Origin of the sequence: Acidovorax sp. GBBC 1281, from assembly GCF_028473645.1 — a bacterium.
Taxonomy (GTDB): domain Bacteria; phylum Pseudomonadota; class Gammaproteobacteria; order Burkholderiales; family Burkholderiaceae_C; genus Paracidovorax.
Window position 1 is genome coordinate 4,644,014 of record NZ_CP097269.1, and the last position, 13,440, is coordinate 4,657,453.

Genomic DNA, 13,440 nt, shown 5'->3' on the forward strand with positions numbered 1-13,440 from the left:
GCTGGCAACGGCGCCCCGGGTCTGATCCAATGCCGGGCTCTGCCCGGCATTGCCGCTTTCAACGATGACCCCAGCCCTTCCCTTCACCGCACCGCCTCCGCCGCCGGACCGCATTCCGCCCGGCGTGCACGGCGCGCTCGACTACGCCCTGCTCGCGCCCAAGCACATGGATGCCGCGCACCATGCCTACGTGGCGGGTGGCAGCGGCCTGGGCGTGTCGGCACAGGCCAACCGGCGCGCCTTCGACGGCTGGGCCGTGCTGCCCCGGCTGCTGCGCGACGTGCGCCACGGCCATGTGCGGGCGGTGGTGGGCGGCGAGGCCTGGGAGCACCCGCTGGCCCTGGCGCCGGTGGCATTCCAGGCCCTGGCGCACCCGCACGGCGAGATCGCCACCGCGCGCGCGGCCGAGGCCACCGGCACCTGCCTGGTCGCCAGCACCCTGTCGTCCCGCACGCTCGAATCGATCGCGCAGGCCAGCGGCCCGGCGCGCTGGTTCCAGCTGTACTTCCAGCCGCGGCGGGAGGACACGCTGCAGCTGGTTCGCCGCGCCGAGGCGGCCGGCTACCGCGCGATCGTCGTCACACTGGACGCGGCCCTGCAGACTGCCGGCCGCCAGGCACTGGCGGCGGGCTTTCGCATGCCGCCGACCTGCGTGGCCGAGAACTTGCGCGACCAGCCCCCGATGGAGCCGCCCGCCCCGCAGCCGGGCCAGGGCCGGGTCTTCCATGCCATGCACTTCGCGCCCACCTGGGCCGACCTGGACTGGCTGATGGCGCAGACGCACCTGCCCGTCTGGGTCAAGGGCGTGCTGCACCCCGACGACGCCACCGCCTTGCAGGCCCGGGGCGTAGCGGGCATCGTCGTCTCCAACCACGGTGGGCGCGGGCTGGACGGCGCCCCCGCCAGCCTGCAGATGCTGCCCGCCGTGCGGGCGGCGGTGGGCCCCGGCTGGCCCGTGCTGTTCGATGGCGGCATCCGGAGCGGCACCGACGTGTTCAAGGCCCTGGCGCTCGGCGCCGATGCCGTGCTGATCGGCCGGCTGCAGGTCTATGCGCTGGCCGTGGCCGGCGCGCTGGGCGTGGCCCACCTGCTGCGCCTGCTGGTCGAAGAACTGCAGGCCTGCATGGCGCTGGCCGGCTGCGCCACGCTGGCCGACATCGGCCCGGGCGCGCTCGTGGCCCAGCCGCCGGCCTTTCCCTCCCTGTCCGAAGAAACGCCATGCTGATCACCCTCGAACACGTTCTGGACCCGGACGAAGTCCGCCACTTCCGCCAGCGCCTGGATGGCGCCGACTGGCGCAGCGGCAGCGCCACCGCCGGCACGCTGGCGCGGTCGGTCAAGCGCAACGAACAGCTCGACGACGCCAGCGAGGTGGCGGTGGAACTGGGCCAGCACCTGCTGCGGGTGCTGGGCCGCCACCCAACCTTCATCGCGGCCGCCCTGCCGCGCAGGATCCACCCGCCGAAGTTCAACCGCTACGCCGACGGCGGCACCTATGGCGCGCACGTGGACAGCGCCGTCATGCAGTGGCCCGGCACGCAGCAGTCGATGCGCACCGACGTGTCGGCCACGCTGTTCCTCGCAGACCCGCACGAATACGACGGCGGGGAGCTGGAGATCGAAGGCCCGTTCGGCGTGCAGGGCGTCAAGCTCGAAGCCGGCGACCTGGTGCTCTACCCTTCCAGCAGCCTGCACCGCGTGACGCCGGTCACGCGCGGCGCGCGCATCGCCTCGTTCTTCTGGATCGAAAGCCTGGTGCAGGACGAGGGCGACCGCACGCTGCTCTTCGACCTGGATCAGACCATCCAGCGCCTGACCCCCTCGCTGGACGCCGCCGACCCGCGGCTGCTGCAGCTCACGGGCGTGTACCACAATCTCCTGCGCCGCTGGGCGCAGACCTGACACGCTGCGCCGGCCGAAACCGTTCCGTCCTCCCATTCCCTTTCTTTGCAGGAGCCCCCCATGAATTCCACCCCTTTTCGCCGTGCCGCCATCGCACTGGCCCTGACCGTGGCCGCCGGCGGCGCCTGGGCGCACGGCGACGTGCAGTGCCCCGCCCATCCCGCTTCGGAATGGCGCCCCCACACCGAGCTGCAGGAAAAGCTGGTCAAGGAAGGCTGGACCGTGCGCCGCATGGAAAAGACCCCCACCTGCTACGAGGTGTACGGCAAGGACCCGCAGGGCAAGCGCGTGGAAGCGTTCTTCGACCCCAAGACGCTGGAACGCGTTGAAGAAAAGTAATCCGCCCCACCCGCCCGTTCCCGTGTGGGACGCGGCGGTGCGGCTCCTGCACTGGTCGCTGGTGGCCTCGGTCGCCGCGGCCTGGATCACCCGCCACCGGCTGGGGCCCCTGCACGAGAACCTGGGCTACGCCGCCCTGGCCATCGCCTGCGCGCGCGTGGCCTGGGGCTTCGCGGGCCGGCACCACGCGCGCTTCGCGCAGTTCGTGCGCGGGCCGGCCGCCACCTGGGCCTACGCGCGGGCCGTGGGCGCGGGGCGCGCGCCGCGCCACCTGGGCCACAACCCGCTGGGCGGCTGGATGGTGGTGGCGCTGCTGGGCTGCATCGGTCTGCTGGGGTTCACCGGCTGGCTCTACACCACCGACTTGTTCTGGGGCTACGGCTGGCTCGCCAACCTGCACGAGGGCCTGGGCTGGACCCTGCTGGGCCTGGTCGCCCTGCACGTGGGCGGCGTGCTGTTCACCGGGTACAAGCACCGCGAGAACCTCGTGCGGGCCATGGTCACCGGGCGCAAGGCTCCGCCCACGGGCGACGACGTGCCCTGAGCGCCGGCAGGCCGGTGGACCGGCCGGCGGGGCTTCAGAAGCGGTGTTGCTGCGCGCACCCCATCACGTGGTTGCGGTCGTTGGAAATGCACTGGTAGAAGTCGCGCTTGACGCCCGTGGCCGACTCGCAGTCGCCGACCGTGATGTGGCTGCGCGTGGCGCGGATCTTGCCCGCCGTGGCTTCGTATTGCTCGCGCGACAGGTAGCCGTCGCGTGCGTTCTTGTCGCCAGTCTCCAGCATGGTGTCCAGGCCCGAGGTCGCGTTGCTCACCGCCCTGCCGCAGGACAGCGGCACCTTGCCCGGCTGCGTCTTGGTCAAGCCCTGCGCCAGGCCGTTCACCTGGTCCTGCACGTCCCGGGGCAGCTTGCGCGGCGCCGCGCCGGAACCAGTCCCGCCGCTGCTGCCGAACGGCACCGTGTTGTGCAACTGCGGCTGCTCGGCCGTGGACAGGTCCGGCGGCTGCTGGCCATACTGCGTGCGGCCCTGCGCATCCACCCATTTGTAGACCGGCTGCGCCGAAACGGCCGTGCACAGCAACCCGGCTGCCACGGCGATGGCCGCAGCGCCCCCGATTCTCTTCTTCTTGGACATGGTTTTTTGTTTATCAAACGGCCGCCCTCCGCGGCCGGGTGAAACCGCGGTGCCGGGCGCCCTCGCACCCGGCACCGCGCAGGAATCAGGGCAGGTCCTTGTTCGGCTCCGGCACCGCGGCATCGCGCGGCCCCACGCTGCCCAGCCGCCCCTTGAGCGACTGCGGCTGACCGCTCAGGATCGCCGCGTACAGCGTCGTGTTGGCCAGCACCTTCTTCACGTAGTCGCGCGTTTCGCTGAAAGGCACGTTCTCCGCCCAGATGGCCGCCTCCAGCAGCGGGCCGTTGCGCCAGTTGCGCGGGCGGCCCGGGCCGGCGTTGTAGGCCGCCGCGGCCAGGGGCATGGAGCCATCGAAATCGTCCAGCGCCAGCTTGAGGTAGGCGGTGCCGATGGTGATGTTGGTCTCGCGGTCGTTGATCTGGTCGGGCGTGAAATTCGCCATGCCGATCTTGCGGGCCGTCCAGCGGGCCGTGGCCGGCATCACCTGCATGAGGCCGGAGGCCCCCACGCCCGAGCGCGCGTCCATGACGAAGCGGCTTTCCTGGCGGATGAGCCCGTACACGTAGGCCGGGTCGAGTCCGATGGCCTGCGACCGCGCCACCACCGTGCTGCGAAACGGCATGGGAAAGCGCTGCGACGCGTCGAACGCCGCCTTGGTGCGCTCGCTGGTGTTGATGCAGCGGTCCCACACCTCGCGCTGGCATGCGAATTCGGCGGCGGCCAGCAGCTCGCGGTCGGCCATGCCGCCCGGGCTGTGCAGGTTGGTGGCGTAGTTCCATTCGCGCACGCCTTCGCCGCGAAGCCCCAGCAAGATGGCGTACAACCCGCGGTTGAGCGACGGGTTGGCGCGCACGGCGGCCTTTTCCTCGGGCGTCGGCGGCAGGGGCGCGGCCGGCAGCACCACGCGCTGGCCCAGCTCTTCCAGGGCCAGCATTTCATAGAACCCGTTGGTGCCCGCGATGCGTTCGAGCAACTCGCGGGCGCGGGCCTTGTCTTCGTCGCCCGGGCGGTTGGACAGCCAGGCGCGGGCACGCCAGTAGGTCCACGTGCTGTCCTGGCGGGCGGTGGGCGACATGGCGTCGATGGCGCGCGCCACCTGCTTCCACTGGCCGGCCCGCAGGGCGGCGCGCACCTTCCAGCCCAGGGTGTCGTCGGACAGGTCGGCGTCCTTGGACACGTTGCCGAAGTAGCCCATGGCGTCCGGCGACAGCGCGATCGCCGTCTGCTTGCCGATCACGCCCCAGACCCAGTTGCGCTCCTCGGACGACAGCTGCACGCCCCACTTGGCATCCAGCAGCCGCGCCGCGGCGCCGGGGTCGGCCATGGCCATCTTGATGAGCCCGAGCACGACCAGTTCCTGGCGCACGCGCCCGGCGGCCGTGGCGCGGCCGGCCAGGAACTTCACGGGCGAATCGAACACCTCGCGCAGCTGCGGCAGCGCCTCGGGCGCCACGATCTCGACCGCGTTGCGCGTGGCGCGGGCGCGGTTGGCCTCGGCCGACAGGCGCGCCTTGCGCCAGATGTCCATGGCCGTGACCTTCTTGTCGGCATAGAACTCGGCCACCGCGTGCGTGCAGCCGTCGTCGGCCTCGCGCTGGCCGTACCAGTTGCGCAGCACCTCGTCGATGGCGCCGGCCGGCGCCGTGCCCTTGATCTGCTCGATCAGCAGCGCGTAGCAGCGCACCTCGCGGTCGTCTCCCATGCGGAACTGCGGGTGCAGCTCGGAAAACTGCACCCAGTCGCGGCGCTGGCCCACCAGCAGCAGCCAGTCGTTGCGCAGGCGGTCTTCCTGGTAGGTGCCGGCGTAGCGCTGCAGGAAGGCGCCCACCTCCTGCGGCAGGGCCTCGCCGAGGCGGGCCCGCAACTCCCAATAGGCGGCCCAGGGCTCGAGCACGTGGCCACGGGCACTCGGCAGCAACTGGGTGAGCCGTTGCCGGTCGCCCTTGCGGAAGGCCTGCTGCATCTCCAGCAGGGTATCGTCACCCCGGTTTTGCGCGACCGCAAGGGTCGCGCCACCGGCGAGCAAGGCGCCCGCGACGAGCGGTGTCAGAATCTTGAGCAATTGCATTGGGGGAATTATGTGATGGACAAAGCAGCCCTGCGCCGCGCACTGGTAGAAGAACGCCTGAACCTCCCCGACCGCCTACAGCGGGCGGACCTGCTTCAGCGCGTCATGCGAATCTGGCTGGTGGACCGGCCCGACACCGTCATCGGGGCCTACTGGCCCATCAAGGGCGAGTTCGACCCGCTCCCGGCGCTGCACCGCTGGAAGGAAGACGGCGAACTGCTCGACGAGCCCCAGCGGCGCCGCATCGGCCTGCCGGTGGTGGACAAGGTGCACAAGACCCTCACCTTCCATGCCTGGTACCCCGGCTGCCCGATGGAGGAGGACGCCTACGGCATCCCCAAGCCCAAGGACACGGAGGTGATCGTGCCCTCCCTGCTGTTCGTGCCCTGCGTGGGCTACGGCCCCGGCGGCTACCGGCTGGGCTACGGCGGCGGGTTCTACGACCGCACGCTGGCCACGCTGCAGCCGGTGCCCACCACCGTGGGCCTGGGCTTCACGCACGGCTACATCGACGACTTCGAGCCCGAGGCCCACGATCTGCCGCTGAATGCCATCCTGAACGACAACGGCGTGGTCTGGCCGATCTGACCGGCCAGGGTCGCCCGGCACTGCTGATGCGCGGCGCGCATCAGTCGCCGGGCGAAAAGGCATCGAAAGGCTGCTCGACGGCGTCGTAGGATGCACCTTCCGTTTTCCGAGGTGAATCCCATGTTCCAGCTCTACATCGGCAACAAGAACTACTCCTCCTGGTCCATGCGCCCCTGGGTGCTGCTGCGCCAGGCCGGCATCGCGTTCGAGGAAGTGCCGCTGCGTTTCGACAGCTTCGACGAAGGCTCGCAGTTCAAGCAGAAGATCCAGGCGGTCACACCCACCGGCAAGGTGCCCGTGCTGGTCGACGGCGACCTGGCGGTGTGGGACACCCTCGCCATCGCCGAATACGTGGCGGAAAGGCACCCGGACAAGGCGCTGTGGCCTGCCGACCCGGCCGCCCGCGCACGGGCCCGCAGCGTCTGCGCCGAGATGCACAGCGGCTTCTCCGCGCTGCGCGGCGCCTGCCCCATGAACATCGAGGCCCGCCTGCCCGACACCGGGGCCCTGCTGTGGCGCGACCGCCCCGCCGTGCGCGCCGACGTGGCGCGGCTGATCGAGATGTGGACGGCGCTGCTGCAGGCGCACGGCGGCCCGCTGCTGTTCGGCGGGTTCACCATCGCCGATGCCTTCTTCGCCCCCGTGTGTTCGCGCCTGACCACCTACGCCCTGCCGCTGCCAGCGCACATCGCGGGCTATGTGGAGCGCGTGCTGGCGCTGCCCGGCGTGCAGGACTGGGTGCGCGGGGCCGAGGCCGAAGCGGACTTTCTCGACTTCGAAGAGCCCTACCGGCTGAGCCGCACGGCGCGCTGATCGGCGAAGCGCCCGCGAGCGGGCGCTTCGCAAAATGGAACATCGCTTCCGGCCTGCGGCAGGGGCATGGCGGGAGCGGCGGCACGCTGTGCACGCAGCCACTCCAGGACCAGAGTTCCATGCGTTCCACCTACTTCAGCACCCCGCCCGATCCGTCCCTGATGGGCGTGGACCGCCCCGGCCGCCCGCCCACGCGGTTCGCCATTCCGCCCCCGCCGTTCACGCCGGGCCACGGCACCCTGCCGGACAGCGATTTCGATCCGAGGGCAGACGGCAGCCTCTCGTTCGACCGGGCCGTGGCCGCGCGCCACCACCCCGAACTGCTGGCCTGCCTCGACCGGCTGCAGGGCGATTTCGAGGCGCGCGCCATCTCGGGACCGCACGGCATCAAGACCCTGCGCTACAGCCATTCCTACGAGGCCCAGCGCATCGAGGTGATCCGCGGCGCGCTCGCGCGGCTGACGGCCGACAAGCGCTGAGCGGCGCGAGGGCGGCGACGCCCCGCAGCCCACGGGGCGCCAGCCACTGCCAACCGTTTTTTGCTATATTTTTAATAGCAAACCAGGCATGAAATCCGCCGGCATGGCACCGGTTTGGCCTTGAACCGATCGGTCTGGCCGCTGGGGGGATGCCTGCCGGGCCCGCAACGCCGCGCCGTACACTGCCGCCCATGCAAATCTACATGGTGGGCGGTGCGGTGCGCGACAGGCTGCTGGGCCGCCCGGTCAACGACAGGGACTGGGTCGTCGTCGGCGCCACGCCCGACGAAATGGCGGGGCAGGGCTACCTGCCCGTGGGGCGCGACTTCCCGGTGTTCCTGCATCCCCAGACGCACGAGGAATACGCCCTGGCGCGCACCGAGCGCAAGAGCGGGCGCGGCTACCGCGGCTTTGCGGTACAGGCCTCGCCCGAGGTCACGCTGGAGGAAGACCTCTCGCGCCGCGACCTCACGATCAACGCCATCGCGCAGCCGGCCGATGCGGCCGGTGCCTCCGCCTCCGACCCCTCGGCAACGCACGGCCTGTGCGACCCCTACGGCGGCGTGCGCGACCTGCAGGCGCGCGTGCTGCGCCACGTGACCGACGCCTTCCGCGAAGACCCCGTGCGCATCCTGCGCGTGGCTCGCTTCGCCGCGCGCTTCACCGACTTCACCGTGGCCCCCGAGACCCTGGCGCTCATGCGGGAGATGGTCGAGGCCGGCGAGGTGGATCACCTGGTGGCCGAGCGCGTCTGGCAGGAACTGGCCCGCGGCCTGATGGAGCCCGCGCCCTCGCGCATGTTCGAGGTGCTGCGCGCCTGCGGGGCGCTGGCCGTGCTGCTGCCGGAGCTCGACCGCCTGTGGGGCGTGCCCCAGCGCGCGGAGTACCACCCCGAGGTCGACACCGGCGTGCACGTGATGATGGTGCTGGACATGGCCGCGCGGCTGCAGGCGCCCCTGGCCGTGCGCTTCGCCTGCCTGGTGCACGACCTGGGCAAGGGCACCACTGCGGCCGACGTGCTGCCGCGCCACATCGGCCACGAAACCCGCAGCGCCGAACTGCTGCGCGACGTGTGCGAGCGCCTGCGCGTGCCGGTGGACTGCCGCGAAACCGCCGACGTGGTGGCACGCGAACACGGCCACATCCACCGCAGCGCGGACCTCAACGCCGCCGCCCTGGTGCGGCTCCTGGAGCGTTGCGACGCCCTGCGCAAGCCGGCGCGCTTTGCCGAGGTGCTGCTGGCCTGCGAATGCGACGCGCGGGGCCGGCTCGGCTTCGAAGAGACGCCCTACCCCCAGCGCCCCCGGCTGGCAGCCATCCTCGCGGCGGCGCAGTCGGTGGTGACGGCGGAGATCGCCGCCCGCGCCGCAGCGTCGGGCGCCGCGGGCCCGCAGGTGGGCGAATGGATCCGCAAGGCGCGGATGAGCGCGGTGGCCGACTGGCTGGCCGCACAGGACTGATGCCCTTTCTTTGCCCCAGGCGCCCGCAAGCGGGCCGTTGAAAGCGATCGCCTGCCGAACAGTCAGCGGGTCGCGGTGCGCACCCAGCGCACGATGTCCGCAGCCCCCAGCGCGCCGGAAATGTGGGCGGACTCGCGGCCGTTCTGGAACAGGATCATCGTCGGGATGCTGCGGATCTGATGGCGCGCCGCCAGCGTCGGATGAGCCTCGGTGTCCAGCTTGGCCAGGCGCACCTGCGGCTCCAGTTCGCGCGCGGCCTGCGCGAACGCCGGGGCCATCGCGCGGCAGGGGCCGCACCAGGGCGCCCAGAAATCCACCAGCACCGGAATGTGGCTTCGCTGCACGTGGCGCTCGAAACCATCGGCATCCAGCGTCAGAGGGGCGCCGATGAAGAGCGGCTGATGGCACTGCCCGCAGTCGGGCGCGCTCGCCAGTTGGTCCGTCCGCACGCGATTGGTGGTGTGGCAATGGGGGCAGACGATGTGCAGGTGCGAGGTGTCGTTCATGGAAGGCCGCAATGAGGAAGGGGGTGGCCCAGGCAGGCACAGGGCACCGGGGCAGGCCCATCGCACATGGGCACTGCGGCGGGGGTTTTCAACCCGCCTACAGCCGCCCTGCCTTGGCGCCTACAGCCCGCGCGAAGGCTTCTGGTAAGGTGGCTGGCAATGCAAAATCTACCGCTACTGACTGCGAGATACGCACTTTTCCTCGATTTTGACGGCACGCTCGCCGATATTGCGTCCCACCCCGATGCGGTGCAGGTGCCCCCGGGCATCGTGCCGGCGCTGCAGGCGCTGCACGAACGGCTGGGCGGTGCCCTGGCCATCGCGACGGGCCGCACGCAAGCCGACATCGACCGCTTCCTGTCCCCCCTCCAGTTGCCGCTGGCCTGCGAGCATGGCGCCCAGTACCGCCTGAACAGCGGGCTCGTGGGGGCCGTGCCGGCCATGGATTTGACGGCGGTCATCCGCACCATCGAGGCACTGCGCGACCGCTATCCCGCCCTGGTCCTGGAACGCAAGAGCGCCGGCGTCGCGCTGCACTACCGCCAGGCGCAGGAACTCGAAGCGCTGTGCCGCTCGACGCTGGAGCATGCGCTCAAGCACGCGCCCGGGCTCGAACTGATGCAGGGCAAGTGCGTGCTGGAGATCAAGCCCTCGGGCCCCAGCAAGGGGCGGGCGATCACCGACTTCATGCAGCACCCGCCCTTCCAGGGCCGCATCCCCGTGTTCGCGGGCGACGACGTGACGGACGAGAACGGCTTCGTCGCCACCCAGGCCATGGGCGGCATCGGCATCAAGGTGGGCACGGGCGAGACGCAGGCGACGGTGCGCTGCGACGACACCACCGTGCTGCGCGAATGGCTCTACCAGATGGCGGCGCCGGAAAGGCCCGCCGCATGAAGACCGGTTCCCATTTCGGCCCGCCCGCCGAGCCCTCGCTCGCCCTGGGCCTGATCGGCAACTGCGCCATCAGCGCCCTGGTGGATGCGCAGGCGCACATCGTGTGGTGCTGCCTGCCCCGCTTCGACGGCGACCCGGTGTTCAACGCCCTGCTGCAGCCGGGCGACGAAGGCAGCCGCTTCGCCATCGAAATCGAAGACCTCGCCACCACCGAGCAGTGGTACGAGCCCAATACCGCAGTGCTGCGCACGCGGCTCACCGACCGTTCGGGCAACAGCATCGAGATCACGGATTTCGCCCCGCGCTTCTACGCCCGCTCGCGCTACTTTCGTCCCATGATGCTGGTGCGCCGCGTGCGCCGGCTGGAGGGTGCCCCGCGCATCCGCGTGACGGTGGATGTGCGCTACGGCTGGGGCAAGGACGCGCCCGAGATCACGCAGGGCAGCAACCACATCCGCTACGTGGGCGAGGACCTGACGCTGCGGCTGAACACCGACGTCCCCATCTCCCACGTGCTGTCGGGCCAGCCCTTCGTGATGGCGCGCGAGCACAACTTCCTTCTGGGCGCCGACGAATCCCTGCCCACCGGCATCGCCGACACGGCGCGCCACTACGAGCAGGAAACCGTGTGGTACTGGCGCCATTGGACGCAGCGCCTGGCAGTGCCGCTCGAATGGCAGGACGCGGTGATCCGCGCGGCCATCACGCTCAAGCTGTCGCTGTTCGAGGACACCGGCGCCATCGTGGCGGCGATGACCACGAGCATCCCCGAATCGGCCGACAGCGGTCGCAACTGGGACTACCGCTACTGCTGGCTGCGCGATGCGTTCTTCGTCGTGCGGGCGCTCAACAGCCTGTCCGAGACGGCGACGATGGAGGACTACCTGCGCTGGCTCAGCAACGTGGTGGCCGAGGCCAGCGACGGCCACATCCAGCCGCTGTACGGCATCGGCCTGGAGCACGACCTGCCCGAGGCCTTCGTGCCGCACCTGGCCGGCTACCGGGGCATGGGCCCGGTGCGCGTGGGCAACCAGGCGGCCGAGCATTTCCAGCACGACGTGTACGGCAACATCATCCTGGGCGCGGCCCAGGCCTTCCACGACCAGCGGCTGCTGCACCCGGCGGGCGCGACCGAGTTCTCGCGCATGGAGCAGATCGGCGAGCTGGCCGTGCGCGTGTACGGCCAGCCCGACGCCGGCATGTGGGAGCTGCGCACCCGCGCCCGCGTGCACACCTCGTCGGCGCTGATGAGCTGGGCCGCCTGCGACCGCCTGGCCAAGATCGCCCACTCGCTGCAGCTGCCGGAACGCGCAGACTACTGGAGCGCGCACGCCCGGTCGATGCGCGACGAGATCCTGGAAAAGTCCTGGAGCGAGGAGCGCCAGGCCTTTGCCGAGAGCTTCGGCGGCAACGAGCTGGACGCCAGCGTGCTGCTGATGGCCGAGGTGGGCCTGATCGACCCGATGGACCCGCGCTTCGTCTCGACGGTGGACGCCATGGAGGCGTCGCTCTGCGACGGCCCCTACATGCGCCGCTACGAGGCCGCGGACGACTTCGGCAAGCCCGACACCGCCTTCAACATCTGCGCGTTCTGGCGCATCGACGCGCTGGCCCGCATCGGCCGAAAAGCGCAGGCGCGCGAGATCTTCGAGGCCCTGCTGGCCACGCGCAACCCGCTCGGACTGCTGTCCGAGGACACGCACGCGCAGACCGGGGAGATGTGGGGCAACTTCCCGCAGACCTATTCCATGGTCGGCATCATCAATGCCGCCGTCCGGCTGTCCGACCCCTGGGACAGCGTGATCTGAAAGGCGCCGCATCCGCTACGCCCACCCCGACTGCCCGTTCGCACCGCAAGGAAATTTCCCATGAGCCGCCTCGTCGTCATCTCCAACCGCATCGCCGATCCCCGCAAGCCCGCCGCCGGAGGCCTGGCGGTCGCGCTGGGCGAGACGCTGAGCCGCACCGGAGGCCTGTGGTTCGGCTGGAGCGGCAATATCTCCGAAGACGGCCTGCCCGGTGAAGGCAAGCTGCAGACGCGCCAGGCGGGCACCGTCACCCTGGCCACCGTGGATTTGTGCCAGGAAGACCACGACAGCTACTACAGCGGCTACAGCAACAGCGTGCTGTGGCCCGTGTTCCATTACCGGCTGGACCTGGCGGATTTCAACGCCAGCTACATCGCCGGCTACCGCCGCGTGAACCAGATGTTCGCCCGCAAGCTGCTGCCGCTGCTCAAGGAAGACGACACCATCTGGGTGCACGACTACCACCTGATCCCGCTCGCCGCCGAGCTGCGGGCGCTGGGCTGCCGCCAGCGCATCGGGTTCTTCCTGCACATCCCGGTGCCGCCGCCGCTCATCATGGCCGCCATCCCGCAGCACGAATGGCTCATGCGCTCCCTGTTCGCCTACGACCTCGTGGGCCTGCAGAGCGAGGCCGACGTGTCGCATTTCACGCGCTACCTGAGCAACGAAGCCAATGCGGAAACCGTGGGCCCGCAGCACCTGCGCGCCTTCGGCGCCACGGTGCAGGTGGGGGCCTTCCCCATCGGCATCGACGTGGACGAATTCACCCGCCTGGCCGCCGCGCCCGAGGCCGTGCAGACCTTCACCGCCATGCGCGACGAGTATTCGCGCCGGCGCCTGCTGCTGGGCATCGACCGGCTGGACTATTCCAAGGGCATCCCGCAGCGCGTGCGCGCCTTCCGCGAGCTGCTGGCGCGCTACCCCGAGAACCACCACAGCGCCACGCTGGTGATGATCGCCTCGCCCACCCGCGACAGCGTGGACGCCTATGCCGACCTGCGCCAGGAGCTGGAAGGCCTGTGCGGCGCCATCAACGGCGACTACGGCGAACTCGACTGGATGCCGCTGCGCTACATCCACCGCACCGTGGCCCGCAAGCGCGTGCCGGGCCTGTGCCGCGCCGCCGCCGTGGGCCTGGTGACGCCGCTGCGCGACGGCATGAACCTGGTCGCCAAGGAATACATCGCCGCCCAGGACCCGGACGACCCCGGCGTGCTGGTGCTGTCGCGCTTCGCAGGCGCGGCCGAGCAGATGAAGGAAGCGCTGCTGGTCAACCCCTACGACACGCAGGGCATGGCCGACACCATCCAGACCGCGCTGCAGATGCCGCTCAAGGAACGCCAGCGGCGCCACCAGGCGCTGATGGAGCGCATCCGGGAGCACGACATCCACTGGTGGCGCAAGACGTTCCTGGAGACGCTGGGCTGAGGGGCTGCAGCGGTGG

14 protein-coding genes are annotated in these 13,440 nt (G+C 70.6%); 11 read left to right on the forward strand and 3 right to left on the reverse strand.

The window, feature by feature from the left end:
* The first annotated feature begins 64 nt into the window (after positions 1-64).
* From M5C96_RS21740 to M5C96_RS21755, 4 genes are read left to right on the forward strand one after another with little or no spacing between them, the layout of a single operon-like run.
* Positions 65-1,225, forward strand: coding sequence for an alpha-hydroxy acid oxidase (locus M5C96_RS21740; RefSeq protein ID WP_272565217.1), 1,161 nt, complete (start codon positions 65-67; stop codon positions 1,223-1,225).
* Positions 1,219-1,902, forward strand: coding sequence for a Fe2+-dependent dioxygenase (locus M5C96_RS21745; RefSeq protein ID WP_272565218.1), 684 nt, complete (start codon positions 1,219-1,221; stop codon positions 1,900-1,902). Before M5C96_RS21740 ends, M5C96_RS21745 begins: the two co-directional genes overlap by 7 nt.
* A gap of 60 nt (positions 1,903-1,962) precedes the next feature.
* Complete coding sequence (locus M5C96_RS21750) at positions 1,963-2,241, forward strand: PepSY domain-containing protein (RefSeq protein ID WP_272565219.1); 279 nt, start codon at positions 1,963-1,965, stop codon at positions 2,239-2,241.
* Positions 2,228-2,785, forward strand: coding sequence for a cytochrome b/b6 domain-containing protein (locus M5C96_RS21755; RefSeq protein ID WP_272565220.1), 558 nt, complete (start codon positions 2,228-2,230; stop codon positions 2,783-2,785). The genes M5C96_RS21750 and M5C96_RS21755 overlap by 14 nt, the downstream gene beginning before the upstream one ends.
* Before the next feature lie 34 nt (positions 2,786-2,819).
* On the opposite strand, the gene M5C96_RS21760 is transcribed toward M5C96_RS21755, so the two are convergent.
* Complete coding sequence (locus M5C96_RS21760) at positions 2,820-3,377, reverse strand: DUF4124 domain-containing protein (protein WP_272565221.1); 558 nt, start codon at positions 3,375-3,377, stop codon at positions 2,820-2,822.
* An 85-nt stretch (positions 3,378-3,462) separates the two neighbouring features.
* Positions 3,463-5,445 (reverse strand): lytic transglycosylase domain-containing protein, encoded by a 1,983-nt coding sequence (locus tag M5C96_RS21765; RefSeq protein ID WP_272565222.1) that lies wholly within the window; start codon positions 5,443-5,445, stop codon positions 3,463-3,465.
* 15 nt (positions 5,446-5,460) lie between these two features.
* Between M5C96_RS21765 and M5C96_RS21770 the strand changes: the two genes are divergently transcribed.
* From M5C96_RS21770 to M5C96_RS21785, 4 genes are all read left to right on the forward strand, one after another.
* Positions 5,461-6,033 carry a 5-formyltetrahydrofolate cyclo-ligase gene (locus M5C96_RS21770; protein WP_272565224.1) on the forward strand — a complete coding sequence of 191 codons (573 nt, stop codon included), beginning with the start codon at positions 5,461-5,463 and terminating at the stop codon, positions 6,031-6,033.
* Between the two features lie 120 nt (positions 6,034-6,153).
* A complete protein-coding gene (locus M5C96_RS21775; RefSeq protein ID WP_272565225.1) occupies positions 6,154-6,846 on the forward strand; it encodes a glutathione S-transferase family protein in 693 nt (230 codons plus the stop codon).
* 119 nt (positions 6,847-6,965) lie between these two features.
* Positions 6,966-7,325, forward strand: coding sequence for a hypothetical protein (locus tag M5C96_RS21780; RefSeq protein ID WP_272565226.1), 360 nt, complete (start codon positions 6,966-6,968; stop codon positions 7,323-7,325).
* Positions 7,326-7,516: 191 nt separating this feature from the next.
* Positions 7,517-8,785 carry a multifunctional CCA addition/repair protein gene (locus M5C96_RS21785; protein ID WP_272565227.1) on the forward strand — a complete coding sequence of 423 codons (1,269 nt, stop codon included), beginning with the start codon at positions 7,517-7,519 and terminating at the stop codon, positions 8,783-8,785.
* Positions 8,786-8,847: 62 nt separating this feature from the next.
* Here M5C96_RS21785 and trxC read toward each other — a convergent pair whose 3' ends face one another.
* A complete protein-coding gene (gene trxC / locus M5C96_RS21790; RefSeq protein WP_272565228.1) occupies positions 8,848-9,291 on the reverse strand; it encodes a thioredoxin TrxC in 444 nt (147 codons plus the stop codon).
* 159 nt (positions 9,292-9,450) lie between these two features.
* Here trxC and otsB point away from each other — a divergent pair, with 159 nt between their 5' ends.
* From otsB to otsA, 3 genes are read left to right on the forward strand one after another with little or no spacing between them, the layout of a single operon-like run.
* A complete protein-coding gene (otsB, locus tag M5C96_RS21795) occupies positions 9,451-10,188 on the forward strand; it encodes a trehalose-phosphatase (RefSeq protein WP_272565229.1) in 738 nt (245 codons plus the stop codon).
* Positions 10,185-11,996, forward strand: coding sequence for a glycoside hydrolase family 15 protein (locus tag M5C96_RS21800; RefSeq protein WP_272565230.1), 1,812 nt, complete (start codon positions 10,185-10,187; stop codon positions 11,994-11,996). The genes otsB and M5C96_RS21800 overlap by 4 nt, the downstream gene beginning before the upstream one ends.
* Positions 11,997-12,056: 60 nt before the next feature.
* Entirely contained in the window at positions 12,057-13,424 is a 1,368-nt protein-coding gene (gene otsA, locus M5C96_RS21805) for an alpha,alpha-trehalose-phosphate synthase (UDP-forming) (RefSeq protein WP_272565231.1), read from the forward strand.
* The last annotated feature ends 16 nt before the right edge of the window (positions 13,425-13,440 follow it).